The 25,394-nt window shown below is 68.5% G+C and carries 37 protein-coding genes; 4 read left to right on the top strand and 33 right to left on the bottom strand.

The window, feature by feature from the left end:
- Positions 1-73 precede the first annotated feature (73 nt).
- The gene (locus J1C73_RS24725) at positions 74-1,939 is read left to right on the top strand and encodes a hypothetical protein (RefSeq protein WP_207318321.1); all 1,866 of its coding nucleotides are present in this window, start codon (positions 74-76) and stop codon (positions 1,937-1,939) included.
- A gap of 22 nt (positions 1,940-1,961) precedes the next feature.
- On the opposite strand, the gene truA is transcribed toward J1C73_RS24725, so the two are convergent.
- From truA to rpsJ, 31 genes are all read right to left on the bottom strand, one after another.
- Positions 1,962-2,816: a tRNA pseudouridine(38-40) synthase TruA gene (gene truA / locus J1C73_RS24720; RefSeq protein ID WP_207318320.1), complete on the bottom strand. Its 855-nt coding sequence runs from the start codon at positions 2,814-2,816 to the stop codon at positions 1,962-1,964.
- Positions 2,817-2,904: 88 nt separating this feature from the next.
- A complete protein-coding gene (gene rplQ / locus J1C73_RS24715) occupies positions 2,905-3,408 on the bottom strand; it encodes a 50S ribosomal protein L17 (RefSeq protein WP_123461073.1) in 504 nt (167 codons plus the stop codon).
- 186 nt (positions 3,409-3,594) lie between these two features.
- A complete protein-coding gene (locus tag J1C73_RS24710) occupies positions 3,595-4,617 on the bottom strand; it encodes a DNA-directed RNA polymerase subunit alpha (RefSeq protein WP_024491600.1) in 1,023 nt (340 codons plus the stop codon).
- A 138-nt stretch (positions 4,618-4,755) separates the two neighbouring features.
- Positions 4,756-5,160: a 30S ribosomal protein S11 gene (rpsK, locus tag J1C73_RS24705; protein ID WP_003956432.1), complete on the bottom strand. Its 405-nt coding sequence runs from the start codon at positions 5,158-5,160 to the stop codon at positions 4,756-4,758.
- Between the two features lie 105 nt (positions 5,161-5,265).
- Entirely contained in the window at positions 5,266-5,646 is a 381-nt protein-coding gene (rpsM, locus tag J1C73_RS24700) for a 30S ribosomal protein S13 (protein WP_014047799.1), read from the bottom strand.
- Positions 5,647-5,840: 194 nt separating this feature from the next.
- Positions 5,841-5,954 (bottom strand): 50S ribosomal protein L36, encoded by a 114-nt coding sequence (rpmJ, locus tag J1C73_RS24695; RefSeq protein ID WP_003956441.1) that lies wholly within the window; start codon positions 5,952-5,954, stop codon positions 5,841-5,843.
- A 60-nt stretch (positions 5,955-6,014) separates the two neighbouring features.
- Entirely contained in the window at positions 6,015-6,236 is a 222-nt protein-coding gene (gene infA / locus J1C73_RS24690) for a translation initiation factor IF-1 (protein ID WP_003956442.1), read from the bottom strand.
- Positions 6,237-6,436: 200 nt separating this feature from the next.
- The gene (gene map, locus J1C73_RS24685) at positions 6,437-7,273 is read right to left on the bottom strand and encodes a type I methionyl aminopeptidase (protein WP_207318319.1); all 837 of its coding nucleotides are present in this window, start codon (positions 7,271-7,273) and stop codon (positions 6,437-6,439) included.
- 127 nt (positions 7,274-7,400) lie between these two features.
- Complete coding sequence (locus J1C73_RS24680; RefSeq protein ID WP_207318318.1) at positions 7,401-8,060, bottom strand: adenylate kinase; 660 nt, start codon at positions 8,058-8,060, stop codon at positions 7,401-7,403.
- Positions 8,060-9,379, bottom strand: coding sequence for a preprotein translocase subunit SecY (secY, locus tag J1C73_RS24675; protein WP_123461070.1), 1,320 nt, complete (start codon positions 9,377-9,379; stop codon positions 8,060-8,062). The genes J1C73_RS24680 and secY overlap by 1 nt, the downstream gene beginning before the upstream one ends.
- Before the next feature lie 224 nt (positions 9,380-9,603).
- A complete protein-coding gene (rplO, locus tag J1C73_RS24670) occupies positions 9,604-10,059 on the bottom strand; it encodes a 50S ribosomal protein L15 (RefSeq protein WP_123461069.1) in 456 nt (151 codons plus the stop codon).
- Between the two features lies 1 nt (position 10,060).
- A complete protein-coding gene (gene rpmD / locus J1C73_RS24665; RefSeq protein WP_024491595.1) occupies positions 10,061-10,243 on the bottom strand; it encodes a 50S ribosomal protein L30 in 183 nt (60 codons plus the stop codon).
- The gene (gene rpsE, locus J1C73_RS24660; RefSeq protein ID WP_123461068.1) at positions 10,243-10,845 is read right to left on the bottom strand and encodes a 30S ribosomal protein S5; all 603 of its coding nucleotides are present in this window, start codon (positions 10,843-10,845) and stop codon (positions 10,243-10,245) included. The genes rpmD and rpsE overlap by 1 nt, the downstream gene beginning before the upstream one ends.
- Positions 10,846-10,892: 47 nt before the next feature.
- Positions 10,893-11,276 carry a 50S ribosomal protein L18 gene (gene rplR, locus J1C73_RS24655; protein ID WP_024491593.1) on the bottom strand — a complete coding sequence of 128 codons (384 nt, stop codon included), beginning with the start codon at positions 11,274-11,276 and terminating at the stop codon, positions 10,893-10,895.
- Between the two features lie 3 nt (positions 11,277-11,279).
- A complete protein-coding gene (rplF, locus tag J1C73_RS24650) occupies positions 11,280-11,819 on the bottom strand; it encodes a 50S ribosomal protein L6 (RefSeq protein WP_207318317.1) in 540 nt (179 codons plus the stop codon).
- A 21-nt stretch (positions 11,820-11,840) separates the two neighbouring features.
- The gene (gene rpsH / locus J1C73_RS24645; RefSeq protein WP_024491591.1) at positions 11,841-12,239 is read right to left on the bottom strand and encodes a 30S ribosomal protein S8; all 399 of its coding nucleotides are present in this window, start codon (positions 12,237-12,239) and stop codon (positions 11,841-11,843) included.
- 224 nt (positions 12,240-12,463) lie between these two features.
- Entirely contained in the window at positions 12,464-12,649 is a 186-nt protein-coding gene (locus J1C73_RS24640; protein WP_024491590.1) for a type Z 30S ribosomal protein S14, read from the bottom strand.
- Positions 12,650-12,651: 2 nt separating this feature from the next.
- Positions 12,652-13,209 (bottom strand): 50S ribosomal protein L5, encoded by a 558-nt coding sequence (gene rplE, locus J1C73_RS24635; protein WP_018550615.1) that lies wholly within the window; start codon positions 13,207-13,209, stop codon positions 12,652-12,654.
- Entirely contained in the window at positions 13,209-13,532 is a 324-nt protein-coding gene (gene rplX / locus J1C73_RS24630) for a 50S ribosomal protein L24 (protein WP_018550616.1), read from the bottom strand. Before rplX ends, rplE begins: the two co-directional genes overlap by 1 nt.
- A gap of 2 nt (positions 13,533-13,534) precedes the next feature.
- Complete coding sequence (gene rplN, locus J1C73_RS24625; protein ID WP_003966950.1) at positions 13,535-13,903, bottom strand: 50S ribosomal protein L14; 369 nt, start codon at positions 13,901-13,903, stop codon at positions 13,535-13,537.
- A gap of 107 nt (positions 13,904-14,010) precedes the next feature.
- The gene (gene rpsQ / locus J1C73_RS24620; protein WP_024494977.1) at positions 14,011-14,295 is read right to left on the bottom strand and encodes a 30S ribosomal protein S17; all 285 of its coding nucleotides are present in this window, start codon (positions 14,293-14,295) and stop codon (positions 14,011-14,013) included.
- A complete protein-coding gene (gene rpmC / locus J1C73_RS24615; RefSeq protein ID WP_024494976.1) occupies positions 14,295-14,519 on the bottom strand; it encodes a 50S ribosomal protein L29 in 225 nt (74 codons plus the stop codon). Before rpmC ends, rpsQ begins: the two co-directional genes overlap by 1 nt.
- The gene (gene rplP, locus J1C73_RS24610) at positions 14,519-14,938 is read right to left on the bottom strand and encodes a 50S ribosomal protein L16 (RefSeq protein ID WP_003966953.1); all 420 of its coding nucleotides are present in this window, start codon (positions 14,936-14,938) and stop codon (positions 14,519-14,521) included. The genes rpmC and rplP overlap by 1 nt, the downstream gene beginning before the upstream one ends.
- Before the next feature lie 5 nt (positions 14,939-14,943).
- Positions 14,944-15,780 (bottom strand): 30S ribosomal protein S3, encoded by an 837-nt coding sequence (gene rpsC, locus J1C73_RS24605; protein ID WP_123461067.1) that lies wholly within the window; start codon positions 15,778-15,780, stop codon positions 14,944-14,946.
- Entirely contained in the window at positions 15,780-16,127 is a 348-nt protein-coding gene (rplV, locus tag J1C73_RS24600) for a 50S ribosomal protein L22 (RefSeq protein ID WP_073733141.1), read from the bottom strand. Before rplV ends, rpsC begins: the two co-directional genes overlap by 1 nt.
- Before the next feature lie 42 nt (positions 16,128-16,169).
- Positions 16,170-16,451: a 30S ribosomal protein S19 gene (rpsS, locus tag J1C73_RS24595; protein WP_015610726.1), complete on the bottom strand. Its 282-nt coding sequence runs from the start codon at positions 16,449-16,451 to the stop codon at positions 16,170-16,172.
- 12 nt (positions 16,452-16,463) lie between these two features.
- A complete protein-coding gene (gene rplB, locus J1C73_RS24590; RefSeq protein ID WP_123461066.1) occupies positions 16,464-17,300 on the bottom strand; it encodes a 50S ribosomal protein L2 in 837 nt (278 codons plus the stop codon).
- A gap of 39 nt (positions 17,301-17,339) precedes the next feature.
- Positions 17,340-17,663: a 50S ribosomal protein L23 gene (gene rplW, locus J1C73_RS24585; protein WP_014154589.1), complete on the bottom strand. Its 324-nt coding sequence runs from the start codon at positions 17,661-17,663 to the stop codon at positions 17,340-17,342.
- Positions 17,663-18,313: a 50S ribosomal protein L4 gene (rplD, locus tag J1C73_RS24580; RefSeq protein ID WP_123461065.1), complete on the bottom strand. Its 651-nt coding sequence runs from the start codon at positions 18,311-18,313 to the stop codon at positions 17,663-17,665. The genes rplW and rplD overlap by 1 nt, the downstream gene beginning before the upstream one ends.
- Before the next feature lie 4 nt (positions 18,314-18,317).
- Complete coding sequence (gene rplC / locus J1C73_RS24575) at positions 18,318-18,962, bottom strand: 50S ribosomal protein L3 (protein ID WP_014154591.1); 645 nt, start codon at positions 18,960-18,962, stop codon at positions 18,318-18,320.
- Between the two features lie 14 nt (positions 18,963-18,976).
- Complete coding sequence (gene rpsJ / locus J1C73_RS24570; protein WP_003948644.1) at positions 18,977-19,285, bottom strand: 30S ribosomal protein S10; 309 nt, start codon at positions 19,283-19,285, stop codon at positions 18,977-18,979.
- A gap of 506 nt (positions 19,286-19,791) precedes the next feature.
- Here rpsJ and J1C73_RS24565 point away from each other — a divergent pair.
- Both J1C73_RS24565 and J1C73_RS24560 read left to right on the top strand, forming a co-directional pair.
- Entirely contained in the window at positions 19,792-21,462 is a 1,671-nt protein-coding gene (locus tag J1C73_RS24565) for an RNA ligase family protein (protein ID WP_207318316.1), read from the top strand.
- Positions 21,462-23,687 (top strand): poly(A) polymerase, encoded by a 2,226-nt coding sequence (locus J1C73_RS24560; RefSeq protein ID WP_207318315.1) that lies wholly within the window; start codon positions 21,462-21,464, stop codon positions 23,685-23,687. Before J1C73_RS24565 ends, J1C73_RS24560 begins: the two co-directional genes overlap by 1 nt.
- A gap of 50 nt (positions 23,688-23,737) precedes the next feature.
- Here J1C73_RS24560 and J1C73_RS24555 read toward each other — a convergent pair whose 3' ends face one another.
- Positions 23,738-23,947, bottom strand: coding sequence for a DUF397 domain-containing protein (locus tag J1C73_RS24555; protein ID WP_207318314.1), 210 nt, complete (start codon positions 23,945-23,947; stop codon positions 23,738-23,740).
- Complete coding sequence (locus J1C73_RS24550; protein ID WP_207318313.1) at positions 23,944-24,822, bottom strand: helix-turn-helix domain-containing protein; 879 nt, start codon at positions 24,820-24,822, stop codon at positions 23,944-23,946. Before J1C73_RS24550 ends, J1C73_RS24555 begins: the two co-directional genes overlap by 4 nt.
- A gap of 163 nt (positions 24,823-24,985) precedes the next feature.
- On the opposite strand from J1C73_RS24550, the gene J1C73_RS24545 reads away from it, so the two are divergent.
- On the top strand, positions 24,986-25,394 hold a 409-nt coding region (locus J1C73_RS24545), incomplete at its 3' end, for an ATP-binding protein (protein WP_207318312.1).

Below are 25,394 nucleotides of genomic sequence, written 5' to 3'. Positions count from 1 at the left end.
GTCGCGTCCCCACCCGTCCCTCCGTCAGCCACTCCGTTCAGTCACCTCTTCCGGATGCGGGGGATCCGCCGCTGTGCGCCTTGCCTTCCTGCTCGCGTTCCTGCGCGTCGTGCGCCACCGCGACGCGATCGGCACCGACCTCGCGCCCGACGAGGCCGTGGCCCTCGACGCCCCGGACGCCCCGCTGCGCGCCGCCGTCGCCGCGGCGGTGGCCGGCGACCACGCACCGGCCCGGGAGCTCCTCGCCTCGACCCGGACGCACGCCCAGTGGGAGCGCAGGGACGCGTGCGTGAGCCGGCTGGCCCGGACCGCGCTGCACCACGACGGCTGGCTGGAGAACTGGACACAGGAGTCGCCCGGGGACCCGGACGCCATCCTCGTCGTCGCCGACTTCCAGCTCCACCAGGCCTGGGGGATACGGACGGACGCCGGCGCCGAGGACGTGGAACGCGACCGGTTCCAGGCCTTCTTCGCGCTCCTGGAGGACGCCGTACCGGTGATCGGCGCCGCGGCCGAGCTGAACCCCGCCGACCCGGTCCCGTGGCGCATCGCCCTCACGCACGCCCGTTCCATCCAGGCCCCGCGCGAGGTCTTCGACGCGTGTCTCGCCGAGGCGCGGGCCCGCGACCCGCACCACTTCGGCTGCCACGAGCAGGCCCTGGAGTACCTGTGCGCCACGTGGTACGGCTCGCACGAGGAGATGTTCCGGTACGCGGAGCGGGTGGCGGACTCGGCCCCGCCCGGCTCGAAGCTGCACGCGCTGCCGCTCCGGGCGGCGCTGGAGTACCGGCTGTCCGAGCAGGACGAGCCCGACGGCCCCGACCCGTACGGCCCCGAGACCGAGGCGGCCCTCAGCCGGGCCCTGAGCCTCTCCGGCAGCTACGCGGCGGGCGACCCCGAGGCGGCCGGCTTCCGCAACGAGCTGGCCCTGCTGCTGATCATGGCGGACCGGCCGGCCGAGGCCCTCGACACGTTCCGGGCCATCGGGGTGCACGCCACCGAGTTCCCGTGGGCCCGGCTCGGCGACCCCCTCACCGAGTTCCTCGACGCCCGCTCGGACGTCCGGCTCGACCTCGCCTCGCAGATCCCGTTCTTCGGCCGCCCGCCCGAGCCGCCCGCCACCGGCACCCCGGACTGGGCGGAGCTGGCCCCGCGTGCGGTCGCGATCGTGCCCGCTCCCCCGGCGGAGGTCGCCCAGGCCGCACTGCTCTGCGGCTACTCCCTGCGCACGGCCCCGGCCGGTGAGGGCTCCAGCTATGTCGAGGTGGTCCCGGAGGCCGTCCGCAGCCGGCGCGCCGCGCTGCTCCCGGAGGAGCCCCTGACCTCGGCGGCCGAGACCTTCACGACCGGCGAGAGCTGGCCGGCCCTGGTCCTGCACCGCGCTCCGGGACGCAGCAGCATCACCGCCCTCCACCAGGGCAAGCTGCTCGCCGCGCACACCTGGCTCACCGAGTCCCCCGCCCCCGACCACGCCGAGGTCCGGGCCACCGCGCAGAGCCTGGCGCACCTCTACCGGCGGGCCGACCCGCGCCCGCTCGCCCACATACTGCGCGCCACCGGCGACCCGGCGGGACACCAGGAGGACCTGGTGACGGCCCTGGGCCTGCCCCCCGTACCACCGGGCTTCGGCGGGGAGACCCAGGTACTCGGTGAGCTCCCGGGAGCCAGGGTGCTGGCCCGGCGCGGACTCCTGGCGGGGATACGCGACACGATGTCCACGGGCGGCAGCGGCCATCCGCCGGAGCCCCGCCCCCGGCGCACACCCCGCTGGCTGCTGGTCCGGGCGCTGATCCTGCTGGTCCTCGCCGCGGCCACCGCCCTCGCCTGGTGGAGTCCGCAGATCGGCTGGGTGCGCGCCTCGCTGCTGAGCGTTACGGTGCTGCACGTGGCGGCGACGCTCACGGGCGCGGTGCGGCGGCGCAGACGCCCCAAGACCTGACCCGCCGTACGGGCCCCGCCGGTCAGCAGCAGCCGGCCCCCGGCAGGGTCCGCACGTTACGGGCCTCGACGGCCCGCGCCGCCAGCAACTCGTCGGCCGGGTAGGCGACTTCCTCCAGCGTCAGCCCGTGCGGCCGCACCACGTGCACCCCGGGGTCCCGCACCCGGGCCGCCAGCACCTCGGCGGGCCACGCCGCGGGGCGCCGCCCGTCCCCGACGAACAGGGCCGCGCCGATCAGCGCCCGCACCATGTTGTGGCAGAACGCGTCGGCCTGCACGGTCGCCGTCATGATCCCGGTCGCCTCGTCCCGTACCCAACTCAGCTTCTGCAGCGTGCGGATGGTCGTCGCACCCTCGCGCTTCTTGCAGTACGCGGCGAAGTCGTGCTCCCCGGTCATCCGCGCCGCCGCCTCGTTCATCGCATCGACGTCCAACGGCCGGTCGTGCCACAGGACATGACCCCGGATCAACGGGTCCACCCCACCCGGCCGGTCCGCCACCCGGTAGGCGTACCTGCGCCACAGCGCCGAGAAGCGGGCGTTGAACCCCGCCGGTGCCTCCTCGATCCGCCGGATCCGCACATCGGGCGCCATCCGCCCGGCCATCCGCCGCAGCAGCTTGTCCGCGTGCTCGGCCCACACCTCGGCCGGCAGGTCCACGTGCGCGACCTGGCCGCGGGCGTGCACCCCGGCATCGGTGCGCCCGGCCACGGTCAGGTCGTACGTCCGCGAGGACCGGGTCACGGTGCGCAGGGCGTCCTCGATCTCCCCCTGGACGGTCCGCCGGCTGGTCTGCTTCGCCCAGCCCGAGAAGTCCTTGCCGTCGTAGGCCAGGTCCAGCCGCACCCGTACGAAACCGGGCTCCACTACGTCACTCACCAGCGATCCTCTCAAGATCCGTACACAGCAGAACGGGCCCGCACCGCCCCGAAGGGTGATGCGGGCCCGTCCAGTGGTCTCAGAACGCTCAGGCGTCCTTGGACTCCGCGTCGGCCTCGGCCGGCTTGGCGTCCTCGACGGACTCGACCGGGGTCTCGTCCTTCTTGAGGGCGTCTTCCTTGACCGCACGCTTCGTGGCGGCCTCGGCCTCACCGGTGGCGGCCTGCGCCACGGTCAGGGCCTCGACCAGCTCGATGACGGCCATCGGGGCGTTGTCGCCACGACGGTTGCCGATCTTGGTGATACGGGTGTAACCACCGGGGCGGTTCTCGTACCGCGGGGCGATCTCGGTGAAGAGCGTGTGCACGATGCCCTTGTCCGTGATCGACTGCAGCACCAGGCGACGGTTGTGGATGTCGCCCTTCTTCGCCTTGGTGATGAAACGCTCGGCGACCGGACGCAGGCGGCGGGCCTTGGCCTCGGTCGTGGTGATGCGGCCGTGCTCGAACAGCGCCTTCGCGAGGTTGTTGAGAAGGTGCTTCTCGTGCGCAGCGCTGCCGCCCAGACGGGCGCCCTTGGCGGGCTGAGGCATGGTATTTCTCCTTGTGTGCTGCACCGGCCGTATCAGGTACCGGTGTCAGTTCCCGCGCGGCGGTCGCCACACGGAAGTCCAGGTACCGGACGGGCTCGAATACCAAGCCCGTCCGGCGATTGAGGACAGAGCCCTCACCCGGTCGGGGCGCCCGTCACAAGGACGCGCACCCCAGCCGGAGGCGAATCAGTACTGCTCGGTCTCCACGAAACCCGCGTCCGCGTCGTCGTCCGCGCCGAACGCGTCCGCCGCGGCGGTGGGGTCGAAGCCGGGAGGCGAGTCCTTCAGCGCCAGGCCCATACCGGCCAGCTTCGCCTTGACCTCGTCGATCGACTTCGCACCGAAGTTGCGGATGTCGAGCAGGTCGGCCTCGGAACGCGCCACGAGCTCACCCACGGAGTGGATGCCCTCGCGCTTGAGGCAGTTGTACGAGCGGACCGTGAGCTCCAGCTCCTCGATCGGCAGCGCCAGATCGGCAGCGAGCGCGGCGTCCGTCGGCGACGGGCCCATGTCGATGCCCTCGGCGTCGATGTTGAGCTCGCGCGCCAGACCGAACAGCTCGACCAGGGTCTTACCGGCCGACGCCATGGCGTCACGGGGACGCATGGCCTGCTTGGTCTCGACGTCGACGATCAGCTTGTCGAAGTCGGTGCGCTGCTCGACACGGGTCGCCTCGACCTTGTACGTGACCTTGAGCACCGGCGAGTAGATGGAGTCGACCGGAATCCGGCCGATCTCCTGGCCCACCTGCTTGTTCTGGACGGCGGAGACGTAGCCGCGACCGCGCTCGACGGTCAGCTCCATCTCCAGCTTGCCCTTGCCGTTCAGCGTGGCCATGACGAGGTCCGGGTTGTGGACCTCGACACCGGCCGGCGGGGCGATGTCGGCAGCGGTGACCAGGCCGGGACCCTGCTTGCGCAGGTACATCACGACCGGCTCGTCGTGCTCCGAGGAGACGACCAGCTGCTTGATGTTGAGGATGAGGTCGGTGACGTCCTCCTTGACACCCGGCACGGTGGTGAACTCGTGCAGGACGCCGTCGATCCGGATGCTGGTGACAGCAGCGCCGGGGATCGAGGAGAGGAGCGTACGGCGAAGAGAGTTGCCGAGCGTGTAGCCGAAGCCCGGCTCCAGCGGCTCGATGACGAACCGCGAGCGGAACTCGTCAACGACCTCTTCGGTCAGCGACGGACGCTGAGCGATAAGCATGGTGTGAATCCTTCAGTCGTGGGCGCCCACTATTTGACGCCCTACAGATGAAACAAGGATACGGGCGGCACACCCCCGTAGGGGGCATACCGCCCGTACCCACGCTACTGACGCACGGCCGTCACCGGCCGTTGCGGATCAGACGCGGCGACGCTTCGGCGGACGGCAGCCGTTGTGCGGCGTCGGGGTGACGTCCTGGATCGAACCGACCTCGAGGCCCGTGGCCTGGAGGGAGCGGATCGCGGTCTCGCGGCCGGAGCCCGGACCCTTCACGAAGACGTCGACCTTGCGCATGCCGTGCTCCTGCGCGCGGCGGGCGGCCGACTCGGCGGCCATCTGCGCGGCGAAGGGGGTGGACTTGCGCGAGCCCTTGAAGCCGACGTGGCCGGCGGAGGCCCAGGAGATCACGTTGCCCGAGGGGTCCGTGATCGAGACGATGGTGTTGTTGAACGTGCTCTTGATGTGCGCGTGGCCGTGAGCGACGTTCTTCTTTTCCTTGCGACGCACCTTCTTGGCTGCGCCCTGACGACCCTTGGGGGGCATGTCTTTACTCCAGATGGAGAGGGGAGGTGATCGGTCCTACAGCGAAGACCGCTGGATGCTGCGGATGTCCGGGAACCCGGACGTTCGCAGTGCGTCCGCTGAGGACTACTTCTTGCCCGGCTTCTTCTTACCGGCGATCGCGCGACGCGGGCCCTTGCGGGTACGCGCGTTCGTGCTGGTGCGCTGGCCGTGCACCGGCAGACCACGGCGGTGACGAATGCCCTGGTAGCAGCCGATCTCGATCTTGCGGCGGATGTCGCCCTGGATCTCGCGGCGGAGGTCACCCTCGGTGCGGAGGTTGGCGTCCACGTACTCGCGGATCTTGACCAGGTCCTCTTCGGCCAGGTCACGAACGCGGGTGTTCGGGTTCACGCCGGTGGTGGCGAGGATCTCCTTGGACCGGGTGCGCCCGATACCGAAGACGTAGGTGAGGGCAACCTCCACGCGCTTTTCGCGCGGGATGTCAACACCTGAAACGCGTGCCATTCAATGGCTCCAGTTGTCATTTCGGGGGTCTTCCGCAGCGCCACTCCCGACCGCCGACCTCTCGCTGGGAGAGGTGGTACGCCCGGGTCTCCGGCCCCCGCCGGAGGTGTCGTCAGCCGTGGCTTGGACGGGCACTGCGTATGTACGTTTACGTGCGTCGCGCGAAGTACTGCGAGATGCGAGGGGGTCGTGCGTCAGCCCTGGCGCTGCTTGTGGCGCAGGTTGTCGCAGATGACCATGACCCGACCGTGACGGCGGATCACCTTGCACTTGTCGCAGATCTTCTTGACGCTCGGCTTGACCTTCATGGGATGTCAGGTTCTCCGGGTCAGTGCCAGCACCCCGCCGAAGCGGGATGTGGGCAAGATCTACTTGTAGCGGTAGACGATCCGGCCACGCGTCAGGTCGTACGGGGAGAGCTCCACGACGACCCGGTCATCGGGAAGGATTCGGATGTAGTGCATCCGCATCTTCCCGCTGATGTGCGCGAGGACCTTGTGACCGTTCTGGAGCTCCACCTTGAACATGGCGTTCGGGAGAGACTCGATCACGGTGCCCTCAATTTCGATGGCACCTTGCTTCTTGGCCACGCTTCGCCTTTCGAATCGGCTACCTTGATCGGCTCTGCACACTCGTGTGCAGACATACGGGCACACTGATGCACGAGAGCCGACGAGTCAGTCTACGTCAGCGGACTCCAAAAGACGAATCCGTCAAGTTTGCCCACCGCGGGAGATCCTTAGACCTCCGGCCCGCCCCCAATCACCCTGGCGGCGGCGGTGCGGTTCATTCAGCCCAGCGGGTCCGGCGCCGCCTCCACGCCGTACTGCGCCAGTTTCTCGCGGCCGCAGTCCGGTGCGGTGAGCACCAGCGGGCCCTGCTCCGTGAGGGCGATGGAGTGCTCCCAGTGGGAGGACCAGCTGCCGTCGGTCGTGACGACGGTCCACTCGTCGGCGAGCACCTCGGTGCGCGCCGTGCCGAGGGAGACCATCGGCTCGATGGCCAGGCAGACACCGGGCACCAGCTTGATGCCCTTGCCGCGCTTGCGGGCGACATAGTTCAGCAGGTGCGGGTCCATGTGCATCTCGGTGCCGATGCCGTGGCCGCCGTAGTCCTCGACGATCCCGTACTTGCCGGTCGACGGGCGGGGCTGGCGGCGGATGTAGGACTCGATCGCCTTCGAGATGTCGACGAGGCGGTTGTTCACCTTCATCGCGGCGATACCGGCCCACATCGACTCCTCGGTCACCCGGGACAGCTCCACGTGCTCCGGAGCGTGACCGGTGCCGACGAAGGCCGTGTACGCGGCGTCACCGTGCCAGCCGTCGATGATCGCGCCGGCGTCGATGGAGATGATGTCGCCGTCCTTGAGGACGGTCTTGTCGTCCGGGATGCCGTGGACGACGACCTCGTTGACCGAGGTGCAGATCGTCGCGGGGAATCCGCCGTAACCGAGGAAGTTCGACTTCGCGCCGTGGTCGGCGATCACCTTGCGGGCGACCTGGTCCAGGTCCTGCGTGGTGGCGCCGGGCACCGCGGCCTCTCGGGTGGCGGCGTGAATGGCAGCGACCACCAGCCCCGCCTCACGCATCTTCGCGATCTGCTCGGGGGTCTTGATCTGCACCATTGCGCGGCGCCTTTCTGCATGGACGGTGACGGGTGCGGCGTACTTCACGATACGGCGCAAACAGTCGGCCGCGGCGCCCATGGACGCCGCGGCCGACTGCACAAACACGTACTACGGGGGTTCGCTCTCAGCCCTCGTCGGACTTCAGAAGCGCCTCCATGGCCCGCTCGGTCACATCGGTGACCTTGCCGAGCGCGGAGATGGTGACCACCAGGTCCTGTTCCCTGTAGTAGTCGATGATCGGCTCGGTCTGCGTGTGGTAGACCTCGAGCCGGGTGCGGACCGTCTCTTCGCTGTCGTCGTCGCGCTGGTACAGCTCGCCGCCGCAGGTGTCGCAGACACCCTCGGTCTTCGGCGGGTTGTACGTCACGTGGAACACGTGCGCGCTGTCGTTGCGGCAGATACGGCGGCCCGCGATCCGCTTCACGACCTCGTCCTCGGGGACTTCGAGGTCGAGAACCGCGTCCAGCTTTACGCCCTCGTCCTTGAGCATCACATCAAGGGCTTCGGCCTGGCCCACGTTGCGCGGGAAGCCGTCGAGCAGGAAGCCGTTGACCGCGTCCGACTGGGACATCCGGTCCTTGGCCATCCCGATCGTGACCTCGTCCGGCACCAGCTGCCCCGCGTCCATGTAGGCGCGGGCCTGCTTGCCAAGGTCAGTGCCCTGGCTGATGTTGGCGCGGAAGAGGTCGCCCGTGGAGATGTGCGGAATCGACAGGTTCTTGGCAAGGTACGCAGCCTGCGTTCCCTTGCCGGCACCCGGCGGGCCGACGAGGACGATTCGCATCAGCGGAGGAACCCTTCGTAATTGCGCTGCTGGAGCTGACTCTCAATCTGCTTCACGGTTTCCAGACCCACACCCACGATGATGAGGATGCTCGTCCCGCCGAACGGGAAGTTCTGGTTGGCGCCACCGAAGCCTGCCAACGCCATCGTTGGCACAAGAGCGATCAGACCCAGGTACAGCGAGCCCGGCCAAGTGATCCTGTTGAGTACGTAACTCAGGTACTCGGCAGTAGGTCGACCAGCCCGGATACCCGGGATGAAGCCACCATACTTCTTCATGTTGTCGGCGACTTCCTCGGGGTTGAACGAAATCGCCACGTAGAAGAAGGCGAAGAAGACGATCAACAGGAAGTACGCGGTGATGTAGTACGGGTGGTCGCCCTTGACGAAGTGGTCCTTGATCCAGGTCGCCCAGCCCGCTTGGGAGTTGGAGAACTGGACGATCAGGGCCGGGATGTAGAGCAGCGAAGAAGCGAAGATGACGGGAATCACACCCGCCTGATTGACCTTCAGCGGGATGTAGGTGGACGTACCACCGTAAGACCTGCGGCCGATCATGCGCTTCGCGTACTGCACCGGGATACGGCGCTGGGCCTGCTCGACGAAGACCACGAGGGCCACCATCACGAAGCCGATCAGGATGACGGTGCCGAACTCGATCCAGCCGTCCGCGAGCTTGCCGCTCGTCTTGATGGCCCACAGGGCGCCGGGGAAGCTGGCGGCGATCGAGATGAACATCAGGATCGACATGCCGTTGCCGATGCCGCGGTCGGTGATGAGCTCACCGAGCCACATGACGGCGCAGGTGCCGGCGGTCATCGTGGTGACCATGACGATGGTCGTGAAGATCGAGTGGTTCGGGACGATCTGGTCGGCGACCGGGCAGCCGCTGAACAGTGCGCCACTGGTGGCCGTGGCCACCAGGCCGGTGCCCTGGAGGATGGCGAGCGCGACCGTCAGATAACGCGTGTACTGCGTGATCTTTGCCTGGCCGGACTGCCCCTCCTTCTTGAGCGCCTCTAGTCGGGGAATCACCACGGTCAGCAGCTGAAGAATGATGCTGGCCGTGATGTACGGCATGATGCCGAGCGCGAAGATCGTGATCTGCAGCAGTGCACCACCGCTGAACATGTTCACCAGGCCGAAGAGGCTGTTGTTGCCCTTGCTTGCCTGATCAACACAGGTCTGGACGTTCTCGTAGCTCACCCCGGGGACCGGGATATGCGCCCCGAGCCGGTAGAGCACGATGATGCCGAGCGTGAAGAACAGCTTCTTGCGCAGGTCGGGCGTCTTGAACGCCCGGGCGAACGCGGTGAGCACGGTGCCTCCTGCGACCCCCGCGCGATGCGTAGAGGTGACGGTCTTGAGGATTGACGAATACGTAACAGCCAAAGGTCCCCGGGCGACATACGTCCAGGGCTTACCACAGCAACGGACGCCACCTTACCGGCGTACATGCCCCCCTAGGAACGACCAACCGGGGATGCCCCATATGAGAGGCATCCCCGGTCGGATGTTCAGGCCACCTTTGTGTCCGAGTTGTCTCAGACCAGCTCGGTGACGGTGCCGCCCGCAGCGGCAATCTTCTCCTTGGCGGAGCCGGAGACGGCGTCAACCGAAACCTGCAGCGCCACGGAGATCTCGCCCTGTCCGAGGACCTTGACGAGGTGGTTGTTGCGCACCGCACCCTTGGCGACCAGATCGGCCACCGTGACCTCTCCACCCTCGGGGTAGAGCGTCGCGAGCTTGTCCAGGTTCACGACCTGGTACTCGGTGCGGAACGGGTTCTTGAAGCCCTTGAGCTTCGGGAGACGCATGTGGAGGGGCATCTGCCCACCCTCGAAGCGCTCCGGAACCTGGTAGCGGGCCTTGGTGCCCTTGGTGCCACGTCCGGCGGTCTTACCCTTGGACGCCTCGCCTCGACCCACACGGGTCTTGGCGGTCTTGGCGCCCGGGGCAGGCCGGAGGTCGTGGGCCTTCAGCGGCTGGTTCTCCGCCATGTCAGTCGACCTCCTCAACCGTCACGAGGTGGCGGACGGTGTTAGCCATTCCGCGGAACTCGGGGCGGTCCTCCTTGACAACCACGTCGTGCAGGCGCTTGAGCCCGAGCGAACGCAGGGTGTCGCGGTGGTTCTGCTTGCTGCCGATGTACGACTTGGTCTGTGTGATCTTGAGGCGAGCCATCACATACCTGCCGCTCGGGCACGGAGCAGAGCGGCGGGGGCCACGTCCTCGAGGGGCAGACCACGGCGAGCCGCGATCTCCTCGGGACGCTGGAGACCCTGAAGGGCCGCCACCGTCGCGTGCACGATGTTGATCGGGTTCGAAGAACCGAGCGACTTCGACAGGATGTCGTGAACGCCGGCGCACTCCAGAACGGCGCGCACCGGGCCACCCGCGATCACACCGGTACCGGGGGAAGCAGGCTTGAGCAGGACAACGCCCGCAGCCTTCTCGCCCTGGATCGGGTGAGGGATGGTGCCCTGGATACGCGGAACCTTGAAGAAGCTCTTCTTGGCCTCTTCAACGCCCTTGGCGATGGCCGCGGGAACTTCCTTGGCCTTGCCGTATCCGACACCGACGCTGCCGTCACCATCGCCCACCACGACCAGCGCGGTGAAGCTGAAGCGACGACCACCCTTCACGACCTTGGCGACGCGGTTGATCGCGACGACGCGCTCGACGTACGCGGTCTTCTCGGCGGCGCTGGCGCCACCGTCACGGCCCTTCCGGTCCCGCCGCTCGCCGCCACCGGCACCGCTTCCGCGGCGCTGGGGTCCAGCCATTGGAATTACCTCTCTCTGTTACGTCCGCTGTGCGTAGGAACCGGGGCTTAGAACTTCAGCCCGGCTTCACGGGCGGCGTCAGCCAGAGCGGCAATCCGCCCGGCGTACTGGTTACCACCGCGGTCAAACACGACGGCCTCGACGCCTGCGGCCTTGGCGCGCTCGGCGACCAGGGCCCCGACCTGCTTGGCGAGGGCGCTCTTGTCACCCTCGACGCCGCGGATGGAAGCGTCAAGCGTCGACGCCGACGCGAGCGTGTGGCCCGCGATGTCGTCGATGACCTGAGCGACCATGTGGCGGTTCGAGCGCGTCACAACCAAGCGCGGACGCTCGGGCGAACCGGAGATGTGCTTCCGGACGCGGATGTGGCGGCGCTTGAGGGCGGCACGCTTGTAGGCGTCGCCCTTGGCGATCTTTACACCGTATGCCATGGCTTACTTACCCGCCTTTCCGACCTTGCGGCGGATAACCTCGCCGGCGTACTTGACGCCCTTGGCCTTGTACGGGTCAGGCTTCCGCAGCTTGCGGATCTTCGCCGAGACCTCGCCGACCTTCTGCTTGTCGATGCCCTCGACACTGAACTTCGTGGGCGACTCGACCTTGAAGGTGATGCCTTCGGGGGCCTCGATGAGGATCGGGTGGCTGTAGCCCAGGGCGAACTCCAGATTGGAGCCCTTCGCCTGGACGCGGTAGCCGACTCCGCTGATCTCGAGCGCCTTGATGTATCCCTGGGTCACACCGGTGATCATGTTCGCCACCAGCGTGCGGGACAGGCCGTGAAGGGCCTTGTTCTGACGCTCGTCGTTCGGGCGGACGACGTTCAGAACGCCGTCCTCACCCTTGGTGACCTCGATCGGCGCGGCGACGGTGTGCGAGAGGGTGCCCTTGGGCCCCTTCACCGCGACCGTGCGGCCATCGATGGTGACGTCCACACCGGCGGGAACCTGGATGGGGAGCTTGCCGATTCGCGACATGAGCTTTTCCTCCGTTCCCGACTACCAGACGTAGGCGAGGACTTCCCCACCTACGCCCTTCTTGCTGGCCTGCTGGCCGGTCAGGAGACCGTGGGACGTGGAGATGATCGCCACGCCCAGGCCGCCGAGAACCTTCGGCAGATTGGTGGACTTTGCGTATACACGCAGACCCGGCTTCGAGATGCGCTTGATGCCGGCAATCGAACGCTCGCGGTTCGGACCGAACTTCAGGTCGAGAACGAGGCTCTTACCGACCTCGGCGTCCTCGACCTTCCAGCCGGTGATGAAGCCCTCCTGCTGGAGGATCTCCGCGATGTGCGACTTGATCTTGCTGTGCGGCATCTTGACGTCGTCGTGATACGCCGAGTTCGCGTTACGCAGACGCGTGAGCATGTCTGCGATGGGATCAGTCATGGTCATGAGTTGGCCTTCGGCCTCTCTCGCCGGGGTTTCCTGTATGCGCCATCCCTCTCCCCACTCAGTGGCGGGACGGGTGCGGTGCGGGGACCTACGGCGTAGTAAGTCGGTCTAGGGCGGCAGGCGCCCAACCACACAAGCCTACGGCATGTGAGGGCGGGCTCCTGCCGACCAGATACTTACCGAGAGCTTCCGGGTAATCCCAACGCCCAAAGGGCGAAGGAGAATTACCAGGAGCTCTTGGTCACGCCCGGCAGCTCGCCACGGTGAGCCATCTCACGAAGGCACACGCGGCACAGGCCGAACTTGCGGTAGACGGAGTGGGGCCGGCCGCAGCGCTGGCAGCGGGTGTACCCGCGGACGCCGAACTTCGGCTTGCGGGCGGCCTTAGCGATCAGGGACTTCTTCGCCACGGTCAGTTCTCCTTGAACGGGAAGCCGAGGTGACGAAGGAGGGCACGACCCTCGTCGTCATTGGTCGCCGTGGTGACCACGGTGATGTCCATGCCCCGGACCCGGTCGATCTTGTCCTGGTCGATCTCGTGGAACATGACCTGCTCCGTGAGACCGAAGGTGTAGTTGCCACGGCCGTCGAACTGCTTCGGCGACAGGCCACGGAAGTCACGGATACGCGGAAGCGCGAGCGACAGCGTACGGTCCAGGAACTCCCACATGCGGTCACCACGGAGGGTGACGTGGCAGCCGATCGGCTGCCCCTCGCGCAGCTTGAACTGCGCGATCGACTTGCGGGCCTTGGTGACGGCAGGCTTCTGACCGGTGATCGTGGTGAGGTCGCGCACGGCGCCATCGATCAGCTTGGAGTCGCGGGCGGCGTCGCCCACACCCATGTTGACCACGATCTTGACCAGACCGGGGATCTGCATGACGTTCTCGTAGGAGAACTCCTCACGCAGCTTGCCGGCGATTTCCTCGCGGTAGCGCGTCTTGAGACGCGGCGCTGTGGTGGTAGTCATCAGATGTCCTCACCGGTGCGCTTGGCAACGCGGATCTTGTTGCCCTCGTCGTCAAAGCGGTAGCCGACGCGAGTAACGACCTTGTTGCCGTCCTTCTCAACAACCAGCTGCACGTTGCTGACGTGGACGGGGGCCTCGGTCGTCACAATGCCACCGGTCTGCGAACCGCGAGCGGTCTGACCGGCCTTCGTGTGCTTCTTGACCCGGTTGACACCCTCGACGAGGACGCGGTCCTGAGCAGGGTAGGCAACGATGACCTTGCCCTGCTTGCCCTTGTCCTTACCGGTGATGACCTGAACCAGGTCGCCCTTCTTGATCTTCATGCTTACAGCACCTCCGGCGCGAGCGAGATGATCTTCATGAACTTCTTCTCGCGCAGCTCACGGCCCACCGGGCCGAAGATACGGGTGCCGCGGGGGTCGCCGTCGTTCTTCAGAATGACGGCGGCGTTCTCGTCGAAGCGGATGTACGAGCCATCCTGACGACGACGCTCCTTGACGGTGCGAACGATGACGGCCTTGACGACGTCACCCTTCTTCACGTTGCCACCGGGGATCGCGTCCTTGACGGTGGCGACGATGACGTCACCGATGCCCGCGTAGCGGCGACCCGAGCCACCGAGAACACGGATGGTGAGAATTTCCTTCGCACCCGTGTTGTCGGCGACGCGCAGTCGCGACTCCTGCTGGATCACGTCTATCTCCTGATCGTCTGCCGGTTCCCGGCGGGGGCCGCTCCGTTACCGGAGCGAACCCCCACCGAGCCTGGCGGAACCTGCCTGAGGGGAATGCCCCTCAGGAATTACTTGGCCTTCTCGAGGATCTCGACGACGCGCCACCGCTTCGTGGCGGACAGCGGCCGGGTCTCCATGAGGATGACACGGTCGCCGACGCCGGCGGCGTTCTGCTCGTCGTGAGCCTTGAGCTTGTTCGTACGGCGGATGACCTTGCCGTACAGCGCGTGCTTGACGCGGTCCTCGACAGCGACGACGACGGTCTTGTCCATCTTGTCGCTGACGACCAGACCCTCACGGGTCTTACGGAAACCGCGGTCAGTGTTCGTCTCAGTCACAGTCTTCTCGCTCATCAGACGCTCTCCACCGTCTCGATGCCGAGCTCGCGCTCGCGCATCAGGGTGTAGATCCGGGCGATGTCCTTACGGACGGACTTGAGCCGGCCGTGGTTCTCGAGCTGACCAGTCGCCGCCTGGAAGCGGAGATTGAACAGCTCTTCCTTGGCCTCGCGGAGCTTGTTGAGGAGCTCCTCGTTGCCCAGCTCGCGCAGCTCGGACGTCTTGGTACCGGCCGACATCACGACTCACCTGCCTCGCGCCGAACAATCCGGCACTTCATCGGAAGCTTGTGAGCAGCGCGGGTGAGCGCCTCACGAGCAATCTTCTCGTTCGGGTAGGACAGCTCGAACATCACCCGACCCGGCTTGACGTTCGCGATCCACCACTCGGGAGAACCCTTACCGGAACCCATGCGGGTCTCGGCAGGCTTCTTCGTCAGGGGACGGTCCGGGTAGATGTTGATCCAGACCTTGCCGCCACGCTTGATGTGACGGGTCATCGCGATACGAGCGGACTCGATCTGACGGTTCGTCACGTACGCCGGGGTCAGCGCCTGGATGCCGTACTCGCCGAACGCAACCTGCGTGCCACCCTTGGACATACCGCTGCGCTTCGGGTGGTGCTGCTTGCGGTGCTTGACCCTACGGGGGATCAGCATTTCGGTCAGGCCTCCGTTCCGGTGCTCTCAGCCGCCGGAGCAGCGGCGGACGCCTCGGCCTTGGGGGCCTCGGCGGCCGGAGCCGACTGCTGCGGCTTGCGGCCGCGACCGCCACGCTCGCCACCACGGCCACCGCGGCCGGCCGGACGGTCAGCGCCGCCACGGGCCGGGCGGTTGCCCGCACGGGCAGCAGCGTTCTCGGCGCGGACCTCGGCGATGTTCTTGACGTCGCCCTTGTAGATCCAGACCTTCACACCGATACGGCCGAAGGTCGTCTTGGCCTCGAAGAAGCCGTAGTCGACGTTCGCACGGAGGGTGTGCAGGGGCACGCGGCCCTCGCGGTAGAACTCCGAGCGGGACATCTCGGCGCCGCCGAGACGACCGCCGCACTGGATCTTGATGCCCTTGGCGCCGGCCTTCATCGTGCTCTGCATGCTCTTGCGCATGGCACGACGGAAGGAGACGCGGGAGGAGAGCTGCTCGGCGACGGCCTGGGCCACCAGCTGAGCGTCCACCTCGGGGTTCTTGACCTCGAGGATGTTCAGCTGGACCTGCTTGCCGGTCAGCTTCTCCAGCTCGCCACGGATGCGATCGGCCTCGGCGCCGCGGCGGCCGATGACGATGCCCGGACGGGCGGTGTGGATGTCAACGCGGACGCGGTCGCGGGTGCGCTCGATCTCGACCTTCGAGATGCCGGCCCGCTCCATGCCCTTCGTCATCATGCGACGAATGGCAACGTCTTCCTTGACGTAGTCCTTGTACAGCTTGTCGGCGTACCAACGGGACTTGAAGTCCGTGGTAATGCCGAGCCGGAACCCATGCGGGTTAACCTTCTGGCCCATTACCGGGTTCCTTCCTTGCTGCTGACGACCACGGTGATGTGGCTGGTCCGCTTACGGATCCGGTAGGCACGGCCCTGAGCACGCGGACGGAACCGCTTCAGGGTCGGACCCTCGTCCACAAACGCCTCGCTGATGACCAGCGAAGAGGCGTCGGGGTGGTCGTAGTTGTGTGCAGCGTTGGCAATGGCGCTGTCAAGCACCTTGCCAACCGGCACGCTCGCGGCCTGCGGGGCGAAACGCAGGACCGCCTGAGCCTCCGTGGCATCCATGCCACGGATGAGGTCCACCACTCGGCGGGCCTTCATGGGCGTGACGCGGATGTACCGCGCCTGGGCCCTGGCTTCCATGGTTGTCCCTTCGGTGTGAGTCATAGTCGTTTCCACCCCGCGCTAGCGGCGCTTCGACTTCCGGTCGTCCTTGACGTGGCCGCGGAAGGTGCGAGTCGGCGAGAACTCGCCGAGCTTGTGGCCGACCATCGACTCGGTGACGAACACCGGGACGTGGATCTTGCCGTTGTGCACCGCGATGGTGTGACCCAGCATGGCCGGGATGATCATCGAGCGACGGGACCAGGTCTTGATGACGTTCTTGGTGCCAGCTTCGTTCTGGACGTCCACCTTCTTGACGAGGTGGCCGTCGACGAAGGGCCCCTTCTTGAGACTGCGCGGCATCTAAACCCGCTCCTAGCGCTTCTTGTTCGTCTTGCGGCGGCGGACGATGTACTTGCTCGATGCCTTCTTCGGCGAGCGAGTACGACCCTCCTTCTGACCCCACGGCGAGACCGGGTGACGTCCACCGGAGGTCTTGCCTTCACCACCACCGTGCGGGTGGTCGACCGGGTTCATCGCAACACCGCGGACGGACGGGCGAACGCCCTTCCAGCGCATGCGACCGGCCTTGCCCCAGTTGATGTTCGACTGCTCGGCGTTGCCGACCTCACCGATGGTGGCGCGGCAGCGGGCGTCGACCAGGCGGATCTCACCCGACGGCATACGAAGGTGGGCCATGGTGCCCTCCTTCGCCAGCAGCTGCACGGAGGCACCCGCGGAACGGGCGAACTTCGCGCCGCCGCCGGGCCGCAGCTCGATGGCGTGGATGGTCGTACCGACCGGGATGTTGCGCAGCGCCAGGTTGTTACCGGGCTTGATGTCGGCGGCCGGGCCGTTCTCGACACGGTCGCCCTGCGCCAGGCCACGCGGCGCGACGATGTAGCGCTTCTCGCCGTCGGCGTAGTGCAGGAGCGCGATGCGCGCGGTGCGGTTCGGGTCGTACTCGATGTGCGCGACCTTGGCCGGCACGCCGTCCTTGTCGTGACGACGGAAGTCGATCACACGGTAGGCGCGCTTGTGGCCACCACCCTGGTGGCGAACGGTCACACGACCGGTGTTGTTACGGCCGCCCTTGCTGTGCAGGGGGCGGACCAGCGACTTCTCCGGCGTGGACCGCGTGATCTCGACAAAGTCGGCGACGCTGGAGCCACGACGGCCCGGGGTCGTCGGCTTGTACTTGCGGATACCCATTTCTCAGTCCTCGTCCGATTCCGGACGACTCGACCTCCGTTAGGAGGTCGGGCCGCCGAAGATGTCGATTCGGTCGCCCTCAGCGAGGGTCACGATGGCGCGCTTGGTGTCAGCGCGCTTGCCGAAACCGGTCTTGGTGCGCTTGCGCTTACCCTGACGGTTGATCGTGTTGACCCCGGTGACCTTGACCGAGAAGACCGCTTCAACGGCCTGCTTGATCTGGGTCTTGTTGGAGCCGGGCGCGACGATGAACGTGTACTTGTTCTCGTCGAGCAGCGCGTAGCTCTTCTCCGAAACAACCGGCTTGACGAGAACGTCACGCGGGTCGGAGTAGGTCTTGCTGGTAACGGTCGCCTCGCTCATCAGGCGTCGCTCCCTTCGGTCTCAGCGGTCTGGGGGCCAGACACGAAGGACTCGAAAGCGGCCTGGGTGAAGACCACGTCGTCAGAGACGATCACGTCGTACGTGTTCAGCTGGCCCGGGTCCAGGATGTGCACCTGGGGCAGGTTGCGTGCGGAGAGCCACGCGGCCTCGTCGTTGCGGTCGACGACCAGGAGCACGTTCTTGCGCTCCGAGATCTTGCCGAACAGCGACTTCGCTGCCTTCGTGGAGACTCCACCCTCGACCACGCCGGTGACGACGTGGATGCGGGAGTGGCGCGCCCGGTCGGAGAGGGCACCGCGCAGGGCGGCGGCCTTCATCTTCTTCGGGGTGCGCTGCGAGTAGTCACGCGGCTGCGGGCCGTGGACGACGCCACCGCCGACGAACTGCGGCGCGCGGGTCGAACCCTGGCGCGCACGGCCGGTGCCCTTCTGGCGGTAAGGCTTGCGCCCACCACCGCGGACCTCGCCGCGACGCTTGGTCTTGTGCGTGCCCTGACGGGCAGCTGCCAGCTGTGCGACAACGACCTGGTGGATCAGCGGAACGCTGGTCTTCGCGTCGAAGATCTCCGCGGGGAGCTCGACGGTACCGGCCTTGTCGCCTGCCGGCGAAAGGATGTCAATGGTGCTCATTACCTCAAGCCCCCTTGGCCGCGGTACGGACCAGGACGAGGCCGCCGTTCGGACCGGGGACCGCGCCCTTGATGAGCAGCAGACCCTTCTCCGCGTCAACCGCGTGGATGGTCAGGTTCTGGGTGGTGACGCGCTCGTTACCCATCCGGCCGGCCATGCGCATGCCCTTGAAGACACGCCCAGGGGTGGCGCAGCCACCGATCGAACCGGGGGAACGGTGCTTGCGCTGGACGCCGTGGCCGGCGCCGAGGCCCTTGAAGTTGTGACGCTTCATGACACCGGCGAAGCCCTTGCCCTTGCTCTTGCCCGTGACGTCAACCTTGACGCCGGACTCGAACACCTCGGCAGTGACCTCCTGGCCCAGCGTGTACTCGCTGGCGTCAGGGGTACGGAGCTCCACCAGGTGGCGGCGCGGGGTCACGTCGGCCTTGGCGAAGTGGCCCTTGAGGGGCTTGTTCACCTTGCGCGGGTCGATCTCGCCGAAGGCGATCTGGACCGACTCGTAGCCGTCGCTGTCGTTCGTACGGACCTGCGTCACGACGCACGGACCGGCCTTGACGACGGTCACCGGGACAACCCGGTTGTTCTCGTCCCAGACCTGGGTCATGCCGAGCTTCTCGCCCAGGACGCCCTTGATGTTCTTGCTCATCTCGGCCCGTCCCTTCAGAGCTTGATCTCGATGTCGACGCCAGCCGGCAGGTCGAGACGCATCAGCGAGTCAACCGTCTTCGGGGTGGGGTCGAGAATGTCGATGAGGCGCTTGTGCGTGCGCATCTCGAAGTGCTCGCGAGAGTCCTTGTACTTGTGCGGCGACTTGATGACGCAGTACACGTTCTTCTCAGTGGGCAGCGGCACCGGGCCCGCGACCGACGCACCAGTGCGGGTCACCGTCTCGACGATCTTCTTCGCCGAGGAGTCGATGACCTCGTGGTCGTAGGCCTTGAGCCGGATGCGGATCTTCTGTCCCGCCATGGCTACTAGTAGTCCTGTCTCTCGTAACGCTCTGGAACCCGGGGTTCTGAATACTCCGCCTCCGACCCACGCGGTCGGGCGTGTCGCATCCCCTCTACGAAAATCTCCCGAAGAAGATCCCAACCAAGGGGGTGCGGGCCTGAGACCGCGAATGCCGGGGGAGGAACCCCACCGGGTGCCTGGCCGGTGGCACACATTGCTTCCCGAAAGATTCCCGTACGTCCGGCCCATGGGGCCGACGAGTACTGTGGGACTCGCTTCCGGTCCTCCCGGCGGGAGGCGCGCAGCATTGACACTCAACCGAGCAACCTGGTCAGTGTGCCATACGGGGTGTGAGCCTGGCCAATCGGCCGGGAATCTTACCCCCCGGGGATGAATGGTCAAACGCGGGCACGCCTCCACAACCCCCGTTCTCCTCCCCCCGGCGGCTAAATCGGTCGAGTACCGCAGCTCACCGCCCCTACAGTGACCGGCCGGGCAAGGCATCGTCACCGGGGGCAGAGATCATGCGTACGCACTATCCGCGGACACCGCACCTGCCCTGGTCACCGGGGGCCACCTCGGACGACGTGCGCCTCGCGGACCTCGCCGGACTCACCGGCACGGAGGTCGTGGTCACCGAGAAGCTGGACGGCGAGAACACCACGCTGTACGCCGACGGACTGCACGCCCGCTCCCTCGACTCCGCGCACCACCCCTCCCGGGGCCGGGTCAAGGCGCTCCAGGGACGCGTCGGCCCCCGCATACCGGCGGGCCGGCGGATCTGCGGCGAGAACATGTTCGCCCGCCACTCGATCCCGTACGAGGACCTGGCGGGCCACTTCTACGGCTTCTCCGTCTGGGACGGCGACCACTGCCTCGACTGGGACCGGACCGTGGCGTTCCTGCGCGACCTGGGCATCCCGACCCCGCCGGTGTTGTGGCGCGGGGTGTTCGGCGCCCGTGCGGAACGGACGCTGCGGGCGCTGCGCCTGGACACCGGACGCCAGGAGGGTTACGTCGTACGTCCCGCGGAGGGGTTTCCGGCCGCCGCGTTCGGGCGGCGGGTGGGCAAGTGGGTACGGCCCGGCCACGTCCGTACGGACACCCACTGGATGCACGCCGCGGTGGTGGAGAACGGGCTGGGGCCGTCCGCCGCCCTGTGGGACGTGCGCTCGGGCGCCCCGGTCGACCCCGCCGCCCTCGCCACCGCGGTGGGAACCGCCCCCGGCGACGCCCCGGCCGCCCTCGCGACGGCCGACGCCCTGGACGCGCTGAGCCTCACGGGGGACGACCGGCTGACCGGGGTGCTGGCCGCCCTGCTGCACCGCACCCGGCGGGCCGCACTGGCGCCCGCGCCGGCGGGCCCGCTCGGCATGCCGCTCGCCCGGCGGACCGCGGACCTCGTGGGGCTGGCCCCCTCGCTGCACCGCCCCTACCCGGACGAGGAGCGCCGCGGCGGACTGGCGCGGATGTCGCGCGCCGCCCGGCTGCCGGTGCTGCACGCGGTGGCCGGCGCGCTGGCCGGGACCCCGGAGGCCCGTGAACAGGTGGAGTGGTCGCAGCTGCACGCCCAGGAGGTGTGCGAACCGGAAGGACTGCGGGAGGCGTTCGCCGGGCTGGAGCCGGACGCCGCCGACCGCTGCCTGGCCCAGGCCCGGGAGGCGTACGCGCTGGGCCGGATCAGCACCGCGGAGGAAGCGGTGGCCGCGACCTGGCGGTGGCGGGACGGGGGCTTCCCCCGCCTGATCCACCTGGTCGGCCCGTCGGGCAGCGGCAAGAGCACCTTCGGCCGCGCCCTGCCGGGCACCGACACGTATATCTCCCTCGACGACCTGCGCCTCGCCCGTGGCTCGCGCGCCGACCAGAGCGCCAACGCCGACGTGCTGCGCGAGGGGCTGCGGCGGCTGGAGGCGGCGCTGGTTCCCGGCGCCACCGTGGTCTGGGACGCCACCTCGCTCAACCCGCACCAGCGCGGCCTGGTGCACGCGGCCGCACACCGCCGGGACGCGCTGCTCACCCACGCCGTGGCCTGGGTCGGCGAGGACGAACTGACCGCGCGCAACGCCCGGCGCGCCCATCCGGTCCCCCCGGAGGTGCTGGCCTCCCAGCTGCGCCGGTTCGTACCGCCGTACCCGGGCCAGGCCCACCGCACCTGGTACATCGGCACCAGCGGAACGGTGGAGGACCGGGCCTGATGCGTACGAGCGAGGAGATCTACCACCGGGTCCGCTGGGACCCCCGGTTCGACCCGGCACGCTTCGTCCTGGGCGTCGCCCAGCGCTCCGCCGCCCCCAAGCGCGTACCGCTGGAACGGTTCACCCCCGGCGGGGACATCCCCTGGCACCGGGTGCTGTTCTTCGAGGCGGACGGCGAGGTGGTGTGGGACCGGTCCACGGGCACCGACCGGATCGACGCGACGGACGCGGGCCGGATACGCACTCCGCGCAGGCTCCCGTCCCCTTACTTCACATCCCGCACCCCGCACGCGTACTCCCCTTCTACGGAGACCTGGGAACCGGCACCGGCCGGGCAGGCGAGCCGGGCCGGTGCCGGTTCCGTGACCGTGCTGACCTGGAACACCCTCTGGGACCGGTACGACGCCGACCGGATAGACACGGCCCGCCGCCGCCCCCTGCTGCTCGACGCCCTGCACGCGGCGGACGCGGACGTCATCGCGCTCCAGGAGGCGGAGCCCGCGCTGCTGGAGCTGCTGCTGGGCTGCGGCTGGGTGCGCGACCGGTACACGCTCGCCACCGAACCGGCGGGCCGGGATGTGGCGGACTGCGGCCTGCTGCTACTCAGCCGGCTCCCCGTGCGCGAGGCGGGGCTGCACGTCCTCGGCCCGCACAAGGCAGTGGCCGCAGCCGTGTTGGAGACGGCCGACGGCTGCCCGGTCGCGGTGGCCGTGACCCACCTGAGCAGCGACCACTCCCCCGCAGGAGCCGCCCGCCGCGACACCGAACTGGCCGATCTGGCAACGGGGTTGGCCGGTGTCGAGGGCGAGGTGCTGCTCGTAGGGGACTTCAACGACGGCGGCGACCGGCCGCAGACGCGGCTGGCGATGACGGACGCGTGGCACCAGGTCCACGGTCCCGCCGACGCAACCCCGACCTTCGACCCGTCCGCGAACCCCCTGGCAGCCGTCTCCTCCCTCTCCGGCCGCGCCTCCCGGCTGGACCGGGTGCTGCTGCGCACGGACCGGCTGCGGGCGCGGACTGCGGAGCTGACCGGCGACGCCCCGGGCCCGGCGGGGCTCTACATCTCCGACCACTACGGGGTACGGGTGGAGCTGGGCCCGCCGGTACCAGCGGCAGCGGAAGGACTCGCGGAACGGGTCGCCGCCGCCCTCCCCGGCGCCCGGGTCCACGTCGTCGGCTCCCGGCGCATGGGCTGCGCGCTGCCGGACGCGGACCTGGACCTGGTGGCCGCACTGCCCGGCGCGCCCGCCCCGGCGGAGCTGCGGCAACGGCTGGCCGCCACGCTCCCCGAGGCCCGGTGCGTGCGCGAGGTGACGGGCGCCCGGGTGCCCGGCCTGCGCTTCCGCCTGGACGGGCTCAGCGTCGACCTGGTCACGGTGGCGACGGGGTCGCTCTCCCCGGCCGACGCGGTCGGCCACCGCACGGAACTGGGCGAGGCGGCGGCGATCGCGCTGAGCGCGGTGAGCGACGCTGCGGCGTTGCTCACGGCGGCGGAACCCCACGGGGCGGCCTTCGCATCCCTCGCCCGGGACGCCAAGGCCTGGGCGCGGGCCCGGGGCCTGGACTCCGCGCCCTGCGGCGATCTGCCGGGCCTGGCCTGGACCGTCCTCGCGGCCCGTACCGCGCACGAGTCGGGCGACCTGCCGCCCCTCGTACTGCTCCGGCACTTCTTCGCGACCTGGGCGGCGTGGGACTGGGACGAGCCGGTGGGCGGGGCTGCGGCGACCGGCGACCCGGTCACGGTGCTGACCCCTACCGCTCCGGTACGTTCCTGCACCACGCAGGTCTCGGCCGCCGGCCGCGATCTCCTCGCCGCCGAGCTGTACCGGGCCTGGGAGATCCTGGAGTCGGCGGAGGACGGTGACGACCCTCGTCCCCTTCTTTGTGCCCCGCCCGTGCTGCGGGACCGCCACACCTCCTGGGCCCTCGCCTCCGCCCGCCCCGGCCCGGACGAAGGCCGACTGCGCGGCAGGCTCCTCGCCCTGACCGCCGCCCTCGCCGAGGCGGGCGCCGCCGACTGCCGCGTCTGGCCGCGCCCGGTCACGGCCGACGGCCGCACGGGGTACGCGATCGGCCTGGGCGCGACCCCGCCGGACGGGCCCCGGCTGGCGGAGATCGGGGCGGAGCTGCTGCGCGGAATCCGGGACGCGTCGCTGGCGCCGGTGGGGCTGGCGGCGCTGCGATCGAGCGGGGACGCGGCGTTCGCGGACGGGCCCGCCTGAAAGCGGCCGCGCTCCCGCCCCGGGCCCGAGGCGCGCCTACGTAAGGAGGGTCAGCGCCCGGAGGCGTACGGGACGAAGCCCGCCCAAGCGCCCGCCGCGAACGCGAGCCGGGCGCCCCGCACGTTCTTGGCGTCGCGCACGTGCACCGCGCCGGGCGTGATCGCGACCTCGACACAGTCGCCCTCGTTGCCGTTGCTGCTGTAGCTGCTCTTGAACCAGGCCAGCTCAGAAACGTCCTGCGCGGAAGTCCTGCGGATCATGTCTCTCCCAGCACTTGTGCGATGAGGGCCAGAGTCTCCCGGGGGGTGAGGGCCTCGGCCCGGATGGCGCCATACCGCAGTTCAAGGATGCGAAGTTGCCTCCCATCGGTCACCGATCGCCCGCTGAAAGCGCCGTGCGAACGCCCCACCGCCGTACCGTCCTTGAACTTCAGCACGTCGATGTCACCGTCCATCCCTGGATGCGCCTCGCGGTACGTAGGCATTACCTGAAGGCTGACATTGCGCAACTGCCCGATCTCCAGCAACCGTTCGAGCTGTCGCCGCCACTCCATTGTGCCCCCGATGGGCCGCCTGAGTGCCGACTCCTCCAGCACGAAACTGAGGGCGGGAGCAGGCAACCGTTCGAAGATCGACTGCCTGGCCATGCGCGCGGACACCATCCGTTCCACTTCATCCTGCGAGTACGCGGGCTGCCGGGCCTCGAACAGTGCCCGCGCATGGCCTGGAGTCTGCAACAGGCCATGCAGGCCGTGCGCCACGTAGGCCGCAATCTCGACGGCCTTCGCCTCTACCCCCGCAAGGTCCCGAACCTTCTTCGGGTACCGAACCTGCGCCACATCCCGCTTCATCGCAGCGATCTTCCCGCCCGCGCCCAGCACCTCGTCCGCTCTGTCCAGGAACTCCGGCCGGGGAATGCGCCGCCCGCCCTCCACCTTGTAGACCAGGTCCTCGCTGTACCCGATCGCCGCCCCGAACTCGCCCGCGCGCATCCCGGCCGCCTCCCGCCAGGCCTTGATCTGGCGGCCCACGGCGGCGACCACCGCGACCCCCGACTCGTCATCGGGATCGACGTCCCAGCCGGGCTCGTCCGCCCCGCCGTCCACCTGCCGCGTACCAGCCTCATCCACGCTCATCCGTGCCCCACTTCCGACGTGCATGCCGTACCTGCTCAACCCGGTACGTCCCCAGCACGTCACCCCGGACAGCCGGGACAGCAGTGGACAAGCACGGGACAACCGCCGTACGTACGGGCCTCATCACTGTTCACGGTACGCACGCGCGGCCACGCTGAGTGACGTGAATCCACAAACCGCCACCCCCCGAAACCTCACCGCCGAACGCACGTTCACCGTGCTGCTCTCGCCCACCCGGCGGGGGGCCCGGCTCGCACGACTGCTGACCGTGGCGCATCTCGGCCTCTGGGGCCTGCCCCTGGAGTCGGCGGCGCACATCGTCGCTGAGCTGGCCGCCAACGCGTCCGTGCACGGCCGGGTACCGGGACGGAACTTCCAGCTGCGCCTCACGGCCCACCCGGGCACACTGCTGCGGATCGAGGTGACCGACACCCGGGGCGACCGCCTGCCCACCCCGTCCACCCCCGCCGACGACGCGGAGAGCGGGCGCGGTCTGCTCATCGTCGAGGCACTGGCCGACCGCTGGGGCGTCGTCCCCGGCCCGGTCCCGCGCAAGACGGTCTGGGCGGAAC

The sequence above is a fragment of the Streptomyces laculatispora genome, from assembly GCF_017353455.1.
Lineage (GTDB): Bacteria > Actinomycetota > Actinomycetes > Streptomycetales > Streptomycetaceae > Streptomyces > Streptomyces laculatispora.
Note: the sequence above shows the minus strand (reverse complement) of the source record. Positions and strands in the feature narration are given on the sequence as shown.